Origin of the sequence: Lacihabitans sp. CCS-44, assembly GCF_024343735.1 — a bacterium.
GTDB lineage: Bacteria > Bacteroidota > Bacteroidia > Cytophagales > Spirosomataceae > Leadbetterella.
Window position 1 is genome coordinate 1 of record NZ_RJUE01000066.1, and the last position, 15,505, is coordinate 15,505.

Here is a 15,505-nt window from a genome sequence, read left to right on the forward strand (position 1 = left end):
TGATCCCCACGCTTTCGTGCATCAGCGTCAGTTTATTCGTAGCAACCTGCCTTCGCAATTGGTATTCCTTCCGGTATCTATGCATTTCACCGCTACACCGGAAATTCTAGCTGCCTCCAAATATCTCAAGCTCAACAGTATCGATGGCATGTAAAACAGTTAAGCTGCTACTTTTAACCACCGACTTATTAAGCCGCCTACGCACCCTTTAAACCCAATAAATCCGGATAACGCTCGCCACCTACGTATTACCGCGGCTGCTGGCACGTAGTTAGCCGTGGCTTATTCTAATGGTACCGTCATTACCTCTCGCAAGAAGCACATTCTTCCCATTCAAAAGCAGTTTACAATCCAGAGGACCGTCTTCCTGCACGCGGCATGGCTGGGTCAGAGTTGCCTCCATTGCCCAATATTCCCTACTGCTGCCTCCCGTAGGAGTCTGGCCCGTATCTCAGTGCCAGTGTGGGGGATACTCCTCTCAGAGCCCCTAAGGATCGTAGCCTTGGTAAGCCGTTACCTTACCAACTAGCTAATCCTACGCATGCCCATCTACATCCTATAAATATTTCAACTAATCATGATGCCATGGCTAGTATTATGCGGTGTTAATCCCAGTTTCCTAGGGCTATCCCCCTGATGTAGGTAGGTTGCATACGCGTTACGCACCCGTTCGCCGGTGACATTGCTGCCCCCTCGACTTGCATGTATTAAGCCTGCCGCTAGCGTTCATCCTGAGCCAGGATCAAACTCTCCATAGTAATTTCTTACATCGAAAGATCTCCCAACTTTATGTTTCGTCTCTATCTCCAATAAGTTAATGAACTTTATCCCACTCTAGCGTGAGCTCGTTACTGTTTCCAGTCCCCTTTCTATTTCCTTCTCGTTCCCTTCCGTCTTAATCGGGGTGCAAAGGTAAGAACCTTTTTTTAATCCCCAAATGTTTTTAAGAAAAAAATTTATTTATTTTTATGAACTTTATCCCTCTTCTAGCTTCTCCATCTATACTTCCTCGCCGTTTGGGAGTGCAAAGGTAAGACATCATTTCCCCCTTTTCCAAATATTATTTTAATATTCTTTTTAAGCCTAAATATTGATTCACTGATTATCAAATGCTTAGTCATTCATATCCCTAAAATATTTATACTCTTTCTTTATTATTTACAAACTTACAATTATGTGATTTTGAAGAATTAGAGAATGTAAATATTGAAAATGGGTACCATGTCATGTTTCAGTCTACAATTACTTTTGTGAAATTGAATAACCTGATATTATTTAAATAAGAATGTTCTATATAATTGATTTGGAAAATATTGAGAAAATCCAATTTCTTACTGCGGAAAGGATAGAAGTGGAAAGCCCACAGCGAGGAACGAGCGAGGACTTGGAACGTATAGCCTGACCCTCCCAATGATAATTGGGAGGGATCCGCCCAAAAGAAATTTAATGGTTAGAGACTTTTGGAAGGTTTAATCGTATTTGAAAAGTCTGTTTGCCATAAATGCGTTCACACCTAAAATCTTGGCAAAGTCGCCCAGATTAGTAACTTCTATTAAGAGTTCATCTTTGAAGTCAGGTAAACAATACTTATTGATGGCGTGTTCGACAGGATTTACTATGATTTTACCAGCTTTTGAAAGCACTCCGTCTATTACTATGATTTGAGGATTGAATAAGTGAACGGCCACGGATAATCCTTTGCCCAATTCTATACCTATATTATATAGGATGTCGATAGCGAAGGCGTCTCCGTTTTTAGCTGCCTCGATAACCATCTCAAGATTTATTTGTTCAAGCTTATCTTTGAATTCGGATAGAATCGAAATTTGACCGTTTTTCAAACCTGCCTTTATACTCTTTAAAAGGGAAGATGCTGAGGTGACGGTATCTAGGCACCCAACTTTACCACACCCGCAGAGTTCGCCGTCGGGATTGACTTGTATGTGGCCGAGCTCACCAGCAAAGCCCGATGCACCATTGAAAATCTGACCATTAAAAACAACACCAAGGCCTACACCCCAGTCTACATTAATAGATAGTACATGTTGGAGATTTTTACCAACGCCAAATCGAGCCTCGCCATAGGCCGCCGCCTTGGAATCATTGAGTGTAAAAACTGGTAACTTGAAGTTTTCGCTTACTCTTAGGCTTAATGACTTGTTTTCAAAATTGAGATTTTTATAGGTTCTATTGATACCCGTTCGCTTATTTACCAGCCCTGGAATAGTTATTCCTATGGAGATAATTTCTTTTTCTTGAGATTTTAGTTCATTAATTGTAGTTTCAATTAATTTGAAGAGTTCTAATAAAAAAGATGGCAGTGCGGTAAGCCTAAGATTATACTGCTCTTGATGAATAATCTCATTTTTGAAATTCAGGACAAATATTTTGGTATCATGTGTAGTAATATCAATGACGATCACGTGCTTCCATTGCGGATTCAAAGAATAAATGGTAGGTCTTCTTCCTTGTTTTTTATTATCGAGTTCTTCACCAACTAGCCAATTCTCCACCAAAAGTTCTTCAATATGCGATGTCAATGTGGGAATACTTATAAATAAGGATTCGGACAAGTCCGAAATCGCCATTTTACCATTTACATAAAGAGCATTTAAAATACTCTTTTTTTGTTTAAATTTTTTGAGTTCAACAGCCGATTCTTTGAAAGAAATCTCACTCTGGTGATGGTATTCTAGGTTTTCAGAGTCCATTAAATATTAAAATATGATTTTTTTTGAATAAAATTTAAATATTACAAGTTTAAAATTAGTTAAAAAGTCGTATTCTTTACAACTTCTGAAGCAAAAAAACCTTTTTGCTAATTTTTTTTAAAAAATAAGTTCTTAAATACCCTCCCGATTGTATGATTGGAGGCTTTTCGATATATTGCATTTGAAAAACTTCTCAATAAATTTTCATGAAAAAACTACTGCCATTAATCCTTCTTTTCGTGCTCTTTTTTAGGCCTGCCTCAAATGCACAAAAACCTCAAAATCATGTAAAAAATGTAACCATTACTAGAGACCAATGGGGCATTCCGCACATTGAAGGAAAAACTGATGCAGATGCAGTGTTTGGATTGATGTACGCTCAGTGCGAGGATGATTTTGCTAGAATTGAAATGAATTACATAGAAAAACTTGGGCGATTATCAGAAGTGAAAGGTGAGGAAGAAATATACAATGACTTACAAATCAGAATATTGATAAGTGAAAGTGAGGCTAAAGCCGAATATCTGAAAGCTCAAAAATGGCTAAAAAAGCTTTTGGATGCATACGCTGAAGGTATAAATTACTTTTTGGCAAAAAATCCAGAAGTTAAGCCCAAGCTGTTGAATAAGTTTGAACCGTGGTATCCTTTACTTTGGACAGATGGGAGTATTGGGGCTATTAGCACAGCAGACTTAGAAATAAGCGATCTAAAGGCATTTTATGGAAATGATAGAAGTGTTGGTTTTGTAAAAAAGAATGAGGATTATCAACAAACAGGGTCGAACGGCTTTGCGATTGCTCCAAGTTTGAGCAAAACTAAAAATGCGATGTTATATATAAATCCGCATACTACGTTTTATTTCAGACCCGAAGTACATGTAAAAAGTAATGAAGGATTGAACGTTTATGGAGCCGTAACTTGGGGTCAGTTTTTTGTTTATCAAGGCTTTAATGAATATTGTGGTTGGATGCACACTTCGTCAAATGCTGATGTAGCGGACACGTATTTGGAAAAAATCACAAAGAAAAGCGATGGCTATTATTATGAATATGAAGACAAACTCAGGAAAGTAACTTCAAAAAAAGTGGATATTAAATACCTGAAAGAAGGGACTACTTTGACCCGAACTTTTGAGGTGTATTTTACACATCACGGACCGATTATGGCAAAAAGAGGCGAAAACTGGGTGAGTCTAAAATCCTACAACCGAGCACAGAAAAGTCTGGAACAAAGCTGGTTAAGAACAAAAGCTAGAGGTTTTGAAGATTACAAAAAGGCTATGGACTTGAAAGCTAACACTTCAAACAATACTGTTTTTGCAGATAAATTTGGAAATATAGCCTATTGGCATGGCAATTATATGCCTGTCAGAGATAACACACTAAATTGGGCGAAACCACAAGATGGGAGCAAAGCTACCACTGAGTATAAAGGTTTGCATACAGTAAAAGAAGTAGTACATATATATAATCCAAAAATTGGGTGGATTCAAAATTGTAATTCAACACCATTTACTGCCTCCGCCGAAAATAGCCCAAAACGGACAGACTATCCTGATTATATGGCTCCAGACGGAGAAAACTTTCGTGGCATAAATGCAACAAGACTTTTGGAAAAAGTAGAAAAAATCAATCTTGACGAACTCATAGCTCTTGGCTACGACAATTATCTACCTGCTTTTGAGGTACTTATTCCGAGTTTGAGAAAAATAAAAACAGATAATGCAGCTTTAAAAGAAGCCATAGAATTATTGCTTAGTTGGGATTACAGGACTTCAGAATCCTCAGTAGAAACAACTTTGGCTATAGAATGGGCACAAAAGCTGAGTTCTGCCATCCGGAAAATATATGTTGACCAAGGAGAAAATGATCAAGTGACCACTACCAAACGTTTTGCAGAGCTGGCTAATGAAAATGAACTTTTAGAACCTTTGGAAAAAACTATCAAGGAATTAACTGAGAAACATGGTACTTGGAAACTAAAATGGGGAGATATTAACAGGTTTCAAAGGCTAAATGGCGAGGTGACAACCGAATTTGATGATAATTCACCGAGTATTCCAGTTGGAAATGCTTCGGCACTTTGGGGAAGTTTGCCTTCATTTAATAGTAGGTATTATCCAAACTCCAAGAAAAGATATGGATACAGTGGTAATAGCTTTGTTTGTGCTGTAGAATTTGGCGACAAAGTAAAAGCCAAATCTGTTTTGGCGGGTGGAAATAGTGGCGATAAAAACTCCAAGCACTTTAATGACCAAGGTGAAATGTATTCAAAAGGCATATTTAAGGACATACTTTTTTACAAAGAGGATATTCTGAAAAACGCGGTGAGGACTTATCAGCCTGGTTTATGATTGGTTATTGGTTATTGGTTATTGGTTATTGGTTATTGGTTATTGGTTATTGGTTATTGGTTATTGGTTATTGGTTATTGGTTATTGGTTATTGGTTATTGGTTATTGGTTATTAAAAATGATTTTCGATAAAAATGAGTTCATTTGAAGTAAAACTTATTCACCCATAATGGTTAAAACAAGCTTTCTTCCGGAATCGGCGTTTCGGTGTTCGCAGAGATAAATGCCCTGCCACGTGCCGAGATTTAGTTTTCCATTGGTAATCGGAATCATGACTTGGCAACCGAGCGTCGAACTTTTAAGATGTGCTGGCATGTCGTCGTCCCCTTCATAATCATGTTGATAGTAAGATGCTCTTTCAGGAAACAGAATATCAAAATGGCGTTCGAAATCTCCCCTGACTGTGGGGTCGCAGTTTTCGTTAATCGTTAAACTCGCAGAGGTATGTTTAATGAATACTTGCAAAAAGCCAATTTTGACTTTTTTAATTTCATCCAACTCTTTCAGAATTTTGTCAGTAATGAGATGAAACCCACGTTTGTATGCTGATAATTTTATTTCTTTTTGAAAGACCATAGTTCATATTTTTCAAGCCGAAAACTCCAAAATAGCTTCAACAAACTCAACAGGCTTAGTGGCATGAACCCAATGATTTGCCCCTTCAATGGTCAATAATTCAGCATTTAAAAAAGACGATTTAAAAACCTCAAAATCAGCTTCAGTGACATAACTTGACTCAGAACCTCTAATGAGCAAAGTAGGTTTTTCCACTTTTTTATCCAAAATTATCTCACCACCAATTTGATAAATCTCTTTACTTATTACTGGAATGTTAATTCTCCAATCAAAACCTCCTTCGTCAGTTCTGTAAAGGTTTTTTAGGATAAATTGCTTTTCGCCAAAATCAGACACATAGTTGGAGAAAATATCTTCGGCATCTTTTCTACTGGTGATTTTTTGGAGGTCAATAGCTGCTAAACCAGCCAAAATGTGATCGTGGTGGGTTGGATAAAACCTTGGGGCGATATCTACAATTATTAATTTAGAGAAATTGGTATAGGTTTGTGCAAAAGTCATGACAGTTTTCCCGCCCATGGAATGCCCCATGATGATTGGGTTTTGAATATTGTTTTCATCTAAATACTCGTTGAGGTCAGCGGCCATTACTTCATAGTTAAACACCTCGCTTCGTGGCGATTGTCCATGATTTCTCGCATCTAAAATATGGACTTCGAAACCCGCCTCCGCTATTTTTTTACAAACTGTAAAAAGATTGTCAGATGACCCAAAAACACCATGCAATACTACAAAAGGCTGCCCCTCTCCTACTTTTCTCGAAAACAAATGCATAAAAATAATATCTATTGAAAAACAAAAATAACACATCGCATCGGGCAAATCCTTGATTTTTAAATCATTTATTGCACCTTTCGTCACAAATATATTGTAAGAGCCATAATTTTTTAGGAAGATTTGTGTTATATGTGTTCCCAAATAATTCTAAAATAATGCCTTTTGTCGATTGGTTAAAAAACTTATTTTCAAAAAATAAGATAGAAAATTCAGAAATAGTTGAGATGCCTACCTCAGACATCATCAGTACTGAATTGGTGGCTTTCCCCAAACAAAACATTCAGGAGCTAATAAACGATGAGGAAGAATATCCCTATTGGCTTAGTAATGAGGACGCTCTCAGGGATGAAGGTGTGATTTTCGGACTTTCTGAAACCAAACCTGAAGAAAAACTCAAAATAATTGATTCTATTTTCCAGAAAAAGGCTTCTGGCTTGAAACAAAAACGTGATGAGCTTTCTGAAAGAATTGGCGAACTGAATCTTTTCATTGAAAAACAAAATGAAGAAATTCAAGCAATCGATCAAAAATCAAAAATAGCCAACGAACAAGAATCCAAAGAAGAAAACCTTTTCAGAGTAGCTGTGGGCTTACTTTTGTCTATTGGCATGTGTGCTGGCAACTATTTTCTGATTGACGAAGGCCTTAAAAACTCTTTCCCAGAAAACCACCAATGGATAGCTTGGGGCGTTTTTCTGACGGGTATGTTTAGCCTTTACAATCCTACTGCGGTGATACACAATGATGCAAAATTGACTTGGAAAAGGCTTTTGGAGGAATTTGGAATGCCATTGGCTGCCTCCATTTTTGTATTTGTCCAAGTTTATGAAGCCATTCCATTATACAAATCTTTGGCATTCCTACTCTTTACTTTTTTTGCTTTTATGATTTCTGGCAAAATACTTTTGGGAAGTATAGCCAAACTGAAATATGAACTGCGGGCTTTGAATCAAAACCTCAATATTAAAGGTGACAAGAAAAAGGTCAACACCGATTGGCATGTACAGAAGAATGAAATAAACCACGAAATAGAGAAAATCAGAATAGAAAAATGGAAGATTTTGCCTGATTTAAACGAAATAGAGGCTCAAATGGCAAAAATAAATGCCGAAAAGGAAGCCATCACCAATGTGTTTTTGAGCGAGTATAATCTGGCCAAAAACTACAAACAGAAATTGAATAGCAGTCAAATCAAAAATATTTTAGGAGAATGAAACCAAACGGAGAGGATTTTGAAAAAGGATTTGAAAACGGCATAGATAACGTAGAAAGAGCCAATTATGAGGGCTATTTGTCGAGCGAAGTAAGTCTCGATTGGTTATTGGGCAATAAAGAGATCATAACACAGGATTTGGATGAAACCAAAGTTTCGCTCGAAAACTCAAGGCTGGAAAAATTAGAAATCTTGAAACAAAAGCAAGAAATCTTGACAGAATATGAGGAGCAAAACCATTTGACCGCTCAGCTTGAGAATGAAATTGCAGACAAAAAGCATAGAATAGCAGAAATAAAAGAACTCAAAAAGCAAAATCAGTCACCTTACCCAATGTTGGCTGGCATCATTTATTTGGCGGCAGGTATCACTTTTATTTTCGGTGATTTGATTATCTCTCACGAAATTGTGGCTTATGCCCTCAATATCCGAAATACTTTTGAAGCGTGGGCATTTGCATTCGGTTTGGCGGGAGTTTCTATATTGTTAAAACCTGCCTACGAACGAATTATTGAGCAGCCTTACCTTACCCAAGTTAATACCTCATCTAAAAAAGCACATGGGTATTTTCAGCTTGTTTTGGTTATCATATCCATCGGCACATTGTCTATTTTGGGTTGGTTTAGATACGAAGCTTACAAAACAGACAAACTGAAAGAAGCAATAAACAGAGAGATAAAATCACTTCAGCTCGAAGCCACACCGTTGATTTCTGGTGGGCAAACGGTTGAAAATCCTATTTTAACCCAAAAAATAGAGCAAAAACTTAGGGAATACGATGCTTTGAATCAGCAATTGGTGAATAGTCCTTGGGCTTTATTGTCATTTGTTTTGAGTGGGGTTTTATTTGCGATAGCTGGGGCCATTTGTTTGGGTATTGCTTTTCCCGTTTTGCAGGTTTATTGGAAACGTTGGCTGCAGTATAATCCAGTGATAAACAGTGCTAATCGACAAATTAGGAAGAAAACCAAGGCTTTGAACGAAATAAAAAAACCATGGTTTAAGGGAAAATCACTGTTGGATTTGGCTGACCAAAAACTTGAGTTATTGCCTAATCTGGAAGAACTTACCAATAAAAAAACAAAACTTGAGAATGATCTTTTGGCCATAAATGAAAAAATCAAATTGGCCATAGAATCTGCTCGGGTGAGTACCTACAACGAAGGCTACGAAAGTGGAAATACCAATCGTGACAACCTCTCCGCCGAAGATTTGGAGAACTATAGAAAACACATTTTGGAAAAAATAAAGCAAAGTAGGGAGGATTCTAGCGACAGAACTCCAAGAACCTACAAAACGAACGGATTACGCCCACACCAAGCTCTTAGAAAAGCCATTACCAATTCTTTTAATGAAAATTGAATTTGTTTTTTGGATTAATTAGCCAATTTTGTAAGAAAAAAGAAAGTTTTGGTAAACATTGTTAAAATTGGGGGAAATGTTATAGATAATCCCGAAAAGTTAAAGTCATTTTTAGGCGAATTCTCGAAAATAAAAGGTCCTAAAATACTGATTCATGGAGGCGGAAAAATAGCTACAAAAATAGCCAAAGATTTAGGCATAGAAACCAAAATGGTGGAAGGCCGCCGAATAACCGACGAAGCCATGAGAGATGTGGTAACGATGGTGTATGGTGGATTGGTCAACAAACAAATAGTAGCTCGCCTTCAAGCCAACCATTGCAACGCCATTGGCCTAACTGGTGCTGACGGAAAGTCGATTTTAGCTCAAAAACGCCCAGTAAAGACCATCGATTATGGTTTTGTAGGAGATATTTTGGAGATTAACTCTTCATTTATCAAGTCACTTTTAGATGCAGAGATAGTCCCTGTTTTTGCTCCTCTTACCTTTGATATGAACGGCGATATGCTCAACACCAACGCTGACACGCAAGCTTCGGCAGTTGCAACGGGCTTATCTTCTTTATTTCCAACAAATCTGGTTTATTGTTTTGAGAAAAAGGGGGTTTTATCAGACCCAGAAAATGATGATTCAGTGATAAGAGAATTAAATCCCGCCAATTATGAATCTTTCAAAAGCCAAGGTGTTATTTATGAGGGCATGATTCCGAAACTCGACAATGCATTTGCGGCATTGAGAAGTGGCGTTAGTCAAGTGACGATTTGCCACGCTGACCAACTAAAAATGGCTTTGGAAACTGGAAATGCTGGAACAAAAATAACCCTGTAAAACTTGGAAAACGACAGACTTTTAAAAACCGAAATAGCCAACGCTCTTTCCCATGGGATTGGAGTGATTTTGACTTTGGCCTTTGGGCCTTTGTTGGTTACAATGGCTCAAAATAAAGGAGTTACGAACTTAGGACTTGGTACAGCTGCATACACTTTTGGCTTGTTTATGGTTTTTAGTTTTTCTACTTTATATCATGCCATTTTTAATCCTGTTGCCAAAAGAGCACTTCGGGTTTTAGATCATATCAGCATTTTCTTTTTGATTGGAGGCACTTACATTCCCTTTATCATACTCTTTACAGATACTGCAACGGCACGTTTGTTTTTCATAGTTCAATGGTCACTCATAGCTTTGGGAATCATCAAGAAAGTATTTTACACGGGAAGATTTAGGCTCCTTTCTAGCTTGATTTACATCTTCATAGGCTGCATGATTTTCTTTTTCGACAGAGGTTTTTGGGGAAGAATACATGATGTTCCATTCTATTTTTTGGTAGCGGGTGGATTGAGTTATCTGGTGGGAGTAGTTTTCTACCAAAATCAAAATATTCCCTACAATCACTTCATTTGGCATCTATTTGTGCTTTTTGCTGCCATTTTTCATTTTGTGGCGGTGTATTTGGTGGTAAGTTAAAATGATTTAGTTTTAAATTTTATTGTACTCTTCTCTATTTCTCCATTTATCCAAATCTCCTTCCCACACCAATTCTCCCTGCATTTTCAATATCTGCAATTTGGCCTGTTTTTCACAATATTCTTTCAACGCTTGATTTACTACTGCTTTTTTAGTTCTTAAGCCAGAAATCGCTATGGCATTCTGAATCAATTCTTTATCAATATAAATATTAATCTGCATTTCCTTCAAGTTTAATAAACCAAATAGTATAAATAAAAACTGAACCTAAAATAATAAAACCTAATCAATTGTTTATTAAAAAGTAGTTTATTTCCCATTGAAACTCGCCAAAAATCCGCCTAGTACTTTTAACCCATCTTCAACAACATCAGAATTTTCGACTTGAATTTTCAAAAACACTTTGCCATTCTTATCTTTTTCAATGATTTTATCCAAAAGCTCCTGAGTCGCCTTTGGATTCTTTAATATTTCTATCAAATTGCTAAAAAATGACAATCCTTGATTTACCAACTCAGTAGATTTATCTGATTCTTCCAAATCAAAAATATCATCATCTCCCAAAAGCCCATTTTCTTCATTTTCAACCTCAATGTCTTTTGATTCGGACTGAAGTTCAAATACCGGGTCAGCATCAATTTCAAAATCTATATCAGTCGATATTTCATCACTTACAGTCGCTAAAGACTCCATAAATCCTTTAAACTGCTCACTATTTAGAAATATAGTATCTTCACCTCCGTCCAAAACTCCATGGGCCATGGAAGATTTGAATTTCAAAACATCCAACATTTTGTGTTCAATCGTACCCGTTGAAACGAGATTTATAACGGTAACATTTCTGTTTTGCCCTAACCTGTAAACACGACCAATTCTTTGCTCAAGAACCGCCGGATTCCAAGGAATATCCAAATTTATGACCAAAGAGGCAGATTGAAGGTTGAGGCCAACTCCACCAGTATCCGTTGAAAGAAAAATCCTTGAGTTGGGGTTTTCTTTAAAATTTGTCAATAATTTTTCTCTTTTATGACTTGGAATTCCTCCATGTAAGTATTCATATTTAATACCTTTTTTGTCAAACTCAGCCGCAACGAGGCGTGTCATTCTCTCCCATTGACTAAAAATAACCACCTTACTGTCATTGGTTTCGAGAAATTCTTCCACAATATTCATGAGTTCGTCCACCTTGGTGTCTTTCCTCGTTCTTTGGTCAATAATGAAAGTACTATCACACACCATTCTCATACGACTCAGCGACAAAATCAACTTTTGCCTATCCACCTCATTGAGAAATCCAAACTTCCGCCATTTGCTCACCAACTTACTGACCAACCTTTGCATTTCGTCATGAATTTCCCTTTGTTCAAAAGTCATCGGAACAAATAGATTTTTATCCATTCTTTCTGGCAGTTCCTTCAACACTTCGGCTTTGGTTCGCCTAATAAGTGTATCTGCTAGCATCGATTTTATTTCATTTAAATACTGATAACCAATCACTTTACCTGATTCAGGATCTTTTAATTGGTACCTATCTACAAATTGATAAAGCGGCCCGAGCTGATAAACATCGATAAACTGCATGATGGAATACAACTCCTCCAATCTGTTTTCAAGAGGTGTTCCGGTTAATACAACCGCATAAGTAGAATTGAGTTTTTTTACACTTTTCGAAACCTTCGTTTTCCAGTTTTTTATCCTTTGGGCTTCGTCCAAAATCACAAAATCGAATTCTAGGGTTTCATTTATAAAATCTATATCTTGGGCGATGGAGTTATAGCTAGTAATCTGATAATAAGCACCATTACTTGTATATTGTTCTCTTCTTTTTTGGCTACTGCCCTCAATAATTTGTACCGAGCTATGCGTAAACCGCTCAATTTCGGACTTCCACTGGTACTTTAGTGAAGTTGGACAAATAACAAGTACGCTATTGGTTTGTAAGACTTTTTTATAAATCTCGGCCACCGCAATCGCCTGAATGGTTTTGCCTAAACCCATATCATCAGCTATAAGACTTCTACCAGCTCTTGCCGCAAACTTTACACCTTCTTGCTGAAATGGGAAAAGCTGAACTTTGAGAGCCCCACCTATGTCAGAGAATTTCGAATTTTTCTTGAAAAAATCGCCCAGTTTAATCCTTCTCGTTATGTTCTCTCTAATTTTGATTACATAAGTCAAGGCATCATCATAACATATAAATGAGCTATTTATCTCTTTGGCTTCCTGAAGAATTTTCTCGAAAACTGGAAAAGATGTAGCTAAAAGTTCGAAGTTATCCGAGAAGTATTTCTTTCTAAAAACCTCATATTGAGCAGTATTATCGGTTCCAATCTTGAGTTTTACCTGACGGCCACCCACATAATCTAAATAAATACTTGAATAAGTACCAACGAAGACCTCTTTCTGAAGTTTAGAAATGTCATTATTTGTCTCAATAAATTTTATGGTAGCCGCAATGTGCTTACAAATTCCTAATCGATTGGTTTTAAAATCTAGACAATTGCAGAAGTTTTTTTTGTAATCAAAATCTCTAATTGAAACTTTGTAGTTATTGATAGTGTGAGGATTATATACCAAATAATCAGAAAAAACTTGTTGTTCACCGATGTTAGAAATCACAAAAGGATTTTCCTCACCAAACTGTTTCCTGAGCCTCCATTGCCACTCATCAACGGACAAACGATTAGGTTTTTTGTAGTATGGAATACGCAATTCTGAATTACTCTCAGAATCTGACTCATTGGTTTCCGTCGACTTCTTTTTCAATTTTTGGGTTTAAAAGTTTACTCAAAAATAAGAAACAAACCGACGGCCAACCAATATTAAACCTACTTTCTCACATAAGTATGTCCAAAACCATCATATACCTCGTCAAACAGGAAAAGGCTATCATTTTTGATTGTATATGACATGTTCATAGCGTCTTCGTTGGGAAATACGATCATTGGCACGAGCTCTGTAGAAGTGATTGACTTGGCGTTTTTAAGCTCATAACGTGCTGAAATGGTCGTTTTCCCGCTTTGGATCAAAGAAAAATTACCTTTTGCGTCAAAAATCATTTGACGTTGATCAGTTTCTGATGGCTTGATTGTCAAACCTGCAATGCCACCTTGAGAAACCACCCATTGCCAATTTCCAACAATACCCGAATTAACTTTTTCAGCTTCACAGCCCATTACCAGCAAACAAAATAATACTGCAACAATTCTCATAATAATAGCTTTTAAATTCAAAAATAAGATTCTTTTAATGGAAAATAGGTTGTAAGCTGCATTGAATTTATTTTTGTAAAAAATTTATTAGATGAAAAGTTTAGAAATAGAAGAATTGAGTGAATTTGCTATTGGTTTCTTAAAAAAACTGATAGAAACGCCTTCTTTGAGTAAAGAAGAAAATCAAACACTTGAACTTTTTAAAGAACTTTTCATTGAAAAAAACATACCTTTTGAAACTATAAAAAATAATATCTGGGCAAAAAATAAATATTTCGATGCTTCGAAACCAACGATATTGCTAAATTCTCACCATGACACTGTAAAGCCAAATGCATCGTACACTAGAAATCCATATCAGGTTGAAATTGTAGATGGCAAACTTTATGGCTTAGGAAGCAATGATGCTGGTGGGCCATTGGTATCGCTATTGGCAACTTTCTTCTACTTTTATGAAAATTCAGAATTGGCTTATAATCTGATATTTGCAGCCTCTGCTGAAGAAGAAATATCAGGAAAAGACGGAATAGAACTTTTGATAAAATCTCTTCCAAAAATATACTTGGGTATTGTGGGTGAACCTACGCTTATGGATATGGCGGTGGCCGAAAAAGGGCTGATGGTGTTGGACTGCAAAGCCATCGGCGTAGCTGGTCATGCGGCCAGAGACGAAGGCAAAAACGCTATCTATGAAGCCATAGATGACATAAATTGGCTTAGAAACTTCCAGTTTGAGAAGGTTTCAGAAAGTCTGGGGCCTGTAAAAATGTCTGTCACAGTGATAAATGCTGGAACTCAACACAATGTGGTGCCAGATGAATGCTCATTTGTAGTGGATGTGCGTGCGACGGATGCGTATAGTTTGGAAGAAACCTTGGAAATAATCAAGCAAAATGTAAAATGTGAAGTAACGCCAAGAAGTGTAAGGCTCAAGCCCTCAGGCATTTCGCTTGAACACCCCATTGTAAAAAAAGGAATAGCTTTGGGTATGAAACCTTACGGCTCACCAACACTCTCCGACCAAGCTCTGATGCCATTTACCAGCATAAAAATCGGCCCTGGAGATTCTGCTCGCTCACATACCGCTGATGAATATATTTTTGTGGAAGAAATTTATAGAGGGATTTCGGGTTATGTGGAGTTGTTGAAGGGGTTGAGGATTTAGGATAAAGAACTTAGAAACTCTTCTGCACTCATAATTGACAATAGCGAAAATTTGAAGTCCTTCTGATTTCTTGTAATAATGATATCTTGATTATATTCTATGGCAGAATAATACTGTAAACCATCTTCAAAATCCTTAAACGCTGAATCATTTAAAGCTAAATCTACTATTTTTTCAGAAAGGGAAACTATTTGAACGAGTAATTTAAACTTTCGGAGAATTTCCTTCGCTTCACTGGCAGATTTTAATTTTGATAAAACATAATTTGTGTTGGCGAACGTCAGTGAAGAAACTGTCAATTGAATCTCGTTTCGATCTGCCAATGAAAACAGTTTAGCTGAGCTTTCGTAAAACGGTTCTCGTTTGGCCAATAAGTCCAAAACTATATTGGTATCAATGAATAATTTCTTCATTTATACTTTTCAAGTAGAAAGTCAGTGTATTTTTCTTTTGCATCAAAGTCATTTTCCAAAGAAATTACTCCACTCAAACTTTTAACCAATGGAGAAATCTCAATTTCCTCCGACCTTTTACTCACCAAAGAAGAAAGATAAGATTCTATTAATCTTGATAAGCTAATTTTCTGACTTTTAGCATATTGCTTAGCCTTTTCGATAATTTCTTTATCGGCAATCAGCGTTAGTTTAGTATCCATTACCTTAAAATACGTA

14 protein-coding genes and 1 rRNA gene are annotated in these 15,505 nt (G+C 36.8%); 6 read left to right on the forward strand and 9 right to left on the reverse strand.

The genetic code is table 11. The annotated features are described in order from the left end of the window. A 16S ribosomal RNA gene (locus EGI26_RS19975) occupies positions 1–758 on the reverse strand; the annotation flags it as partial. 711 nt (positions 759–1,469) lie between these two features. Continuing rightward, positions 1,470–2,711: an ROK family transcriptional regulator gene (locus EGI26_RS19980; protein ID WP_255080843.1), complete on the reverse strand. Its 1,242-nt coding sequence runs from the start codon at positions 2,709–2,711 to the stop codon at positions 1,470–1,472. A 206-nt stretch (positions 2,712–2,917) separates the two neighbouring features. Between EGI26_RS19980 and EGI26_RS19985 the strand changes: the two genes are divergently transcribed. Then, the gene (locus EGI26_RS19985; protein WP_255080844.1) at positions 2,918–5,065 is read left to right on the forward strand and encodes a penicillin acylase family protein; all 2,148 of its coding nucleotides are present in this window, start codon (positions 2,918–2,920) and stop codon (positions 5,063–5,065) included. Between the two features lie 156 nt (positions 5,066–5,221). Here EGI26_RS19985 and EGI26_RS19990 read toward each other — a convergent pair whose 3' ends face one another. Beyond that, positions 5,222–5,641, reverse strand: coding sequence for a secondary thiamine-phosphate synthase enzyme YjbQ (locus tag EGI26_RS19990; protein ID WP_255080845.1), 420 nt, complete (start codon positions 5,639–5,641; stop codon positions 5,222–5,224). A gap of 12 nt (positions 5,642–5,653) precedes the next feature. Next, positions 5,654–6,559 (reverse strand): alpha/beta fold hydrolase, encoded by a 906-nt coding sequence (locus EGI26_RS19995; RefSeq protein WP_310587976.1) that lies wholly within the window; start codon positions 6,557–6,559, stop codon positions 5,654–5,656. 14 nt (positions 6,560–6,573) lie between these two features. On the opposite strand from EGI26_RS19995, the gene EGI26_RS20000 reads away from it, so the two are divergent. Genes EGI26_RS20000 through trhA form a run of 4 tightly spaced genes read left to right on the forward strand, consistent with a single transcriptional unit; the run spans position 6,574 to position 10,457 of the window. Further along, complete coding sequence (locus tag EGI26_RS20000; protein WP_255080846.1) at positions 6,574–7,632, forward strand: hypothetical protein; 1,059 nt, start codon at positions 6,574–6,576, stop codon at positions 7,630–7,632. Next, positions 7,629–8,993 (forward strand): hypothetical protein, encoded by a 1,365-nt coding sequence (locus EGI26_RS20005; protein WP_255080847.1) that lies wholly within the window; start codon positions 7,629–7,631, stop codon positions 8,991–8,993. The genes EGI26_RS20000 and EGI26_RS20005 overlap by 4 nt, the downstream gene beginning before the upstream one ends. 48 nt (positions 8,994–9,041) lie before the next feature. After that, positions 9,042–9,821 carry an acetylglutamate kinase gene (gene argB, locus EGI26_RS20010; RefSeq protein WP_255080848.1) on the forward strand — a complete coding sequence of 260 codons (780 nt, stop codon included), beginning with the start codon at positions 9,042–9,044 and terminating at the stop codon, positions 9,819–9,821. 3 nt (positions 9,822–9,824) lie between these two features. Further along, positions 9,825–10,457, forward strand: a complete 633-nt coding sequence (gene trhA / locus EGI26_RS20015; RefSeq protein WP_255080849.1) for a PAQR family membrane homeostasis protein TrhA — start codon at positions 9,825–9,827, stop codon at positions 10,455–10,457. Between the two features lie 12 nt (positions 10,458–10,469). On the opposite strand, the gene EGI26_RS20020 is transcribed toward trhA, so the two are convergent. The 3 genes from EGI26_RS20020 to EGI26_RS20030 all read right to left on the reverse strand — a co-directional run bounded on the left by EGI26_RS20020 (position 10,470) and on the right by EGI26_RS20030 (position 13,669). Continuing rightward, complete coding sequence (locus tag EGI26_RS20020) at positions 10,470–10,679, reverse strand: type II toxin-antitoxin system VapB family antitoxin (protein ID WP_255080850.1); 210 nt, start codon at positions 10,677–10,679, stop codon at positions 10,470–10,472. 87 nt (positions 10,680–10,766) lie between these two features. Continuing rightward, positions 10,767–13,223, reverse strand: a complete 2,457-nt coding sequence (locus EGI26_RS20025) for a DEAD/DEAH box helicase (protein ID WP_255080851.1) — start codon at positions 13,221–13,223, stop codon at positions 10,767–10,769. Positions 13,224–13,285: 62 nt separating this feature from the next. Continuing rightward, on the reverse strand, positions 13,286–13,669 hold the full coding sequence (locus EGI26_RS20030; protein ID WP_255080852.1) for a hypothetical protein: 384 nt from the start codon (positions 13,667–13,669) through the stop codon (positions 13,286–13,288). Positions 13,670–13,760: 91 nt separating this feature from the next. On the opposite strand from EGI26_RS20030, the gene EGI26_RS20035 reads away from it, so the two are divergent. Beyond that, complete coding sequence (locus EGI26_RS20035) at positions 13,761–14,834, forward strand: M20 family metallo-hydrolase (protein WP_255080853.1); 1,074 nt, start codon at positions 13,761–13,763, stop codon at positions 14,832–14,834. Here EGI26_RS20035 and EGI26_RS20040 read toward each other — a convergent pair. Both EGI26_RS20040 and EGI26_RS20045 read right to left on the reverse strand, forming a co-directional pair. Beyond that, on the reverse strand, positions 14,831–15,247 hold the full coding sequence (locus tag EGI26_RS20040) for a PIN domain-containing protein (protein WP_255080854.1): 417 nt from the start codon (positions 15,245–15,247) through the stop codon (positions 14,831–14,833). The genes EGI26_RS20035 and EGI26_RS20040 overlap by 4 nt on opposite strands. Next, positions 15,244–15,489, reverse strand: a complete 246-nt coding sequence (locus tag EGI26_RS20045) for a DUF6364 family protein (protein ID WP_255080855.1) — start codon at positions 15,487–15,489, stop codon at positions 15,244–15,246. The genes EGI26_RS20040 and EGI26_RS20045 overlap by 4 nt, the downstream gene beginning before the upstream one ends. Between the last annotated feature and the right edge of the window lie 16 nt (positions 15,490–15,505).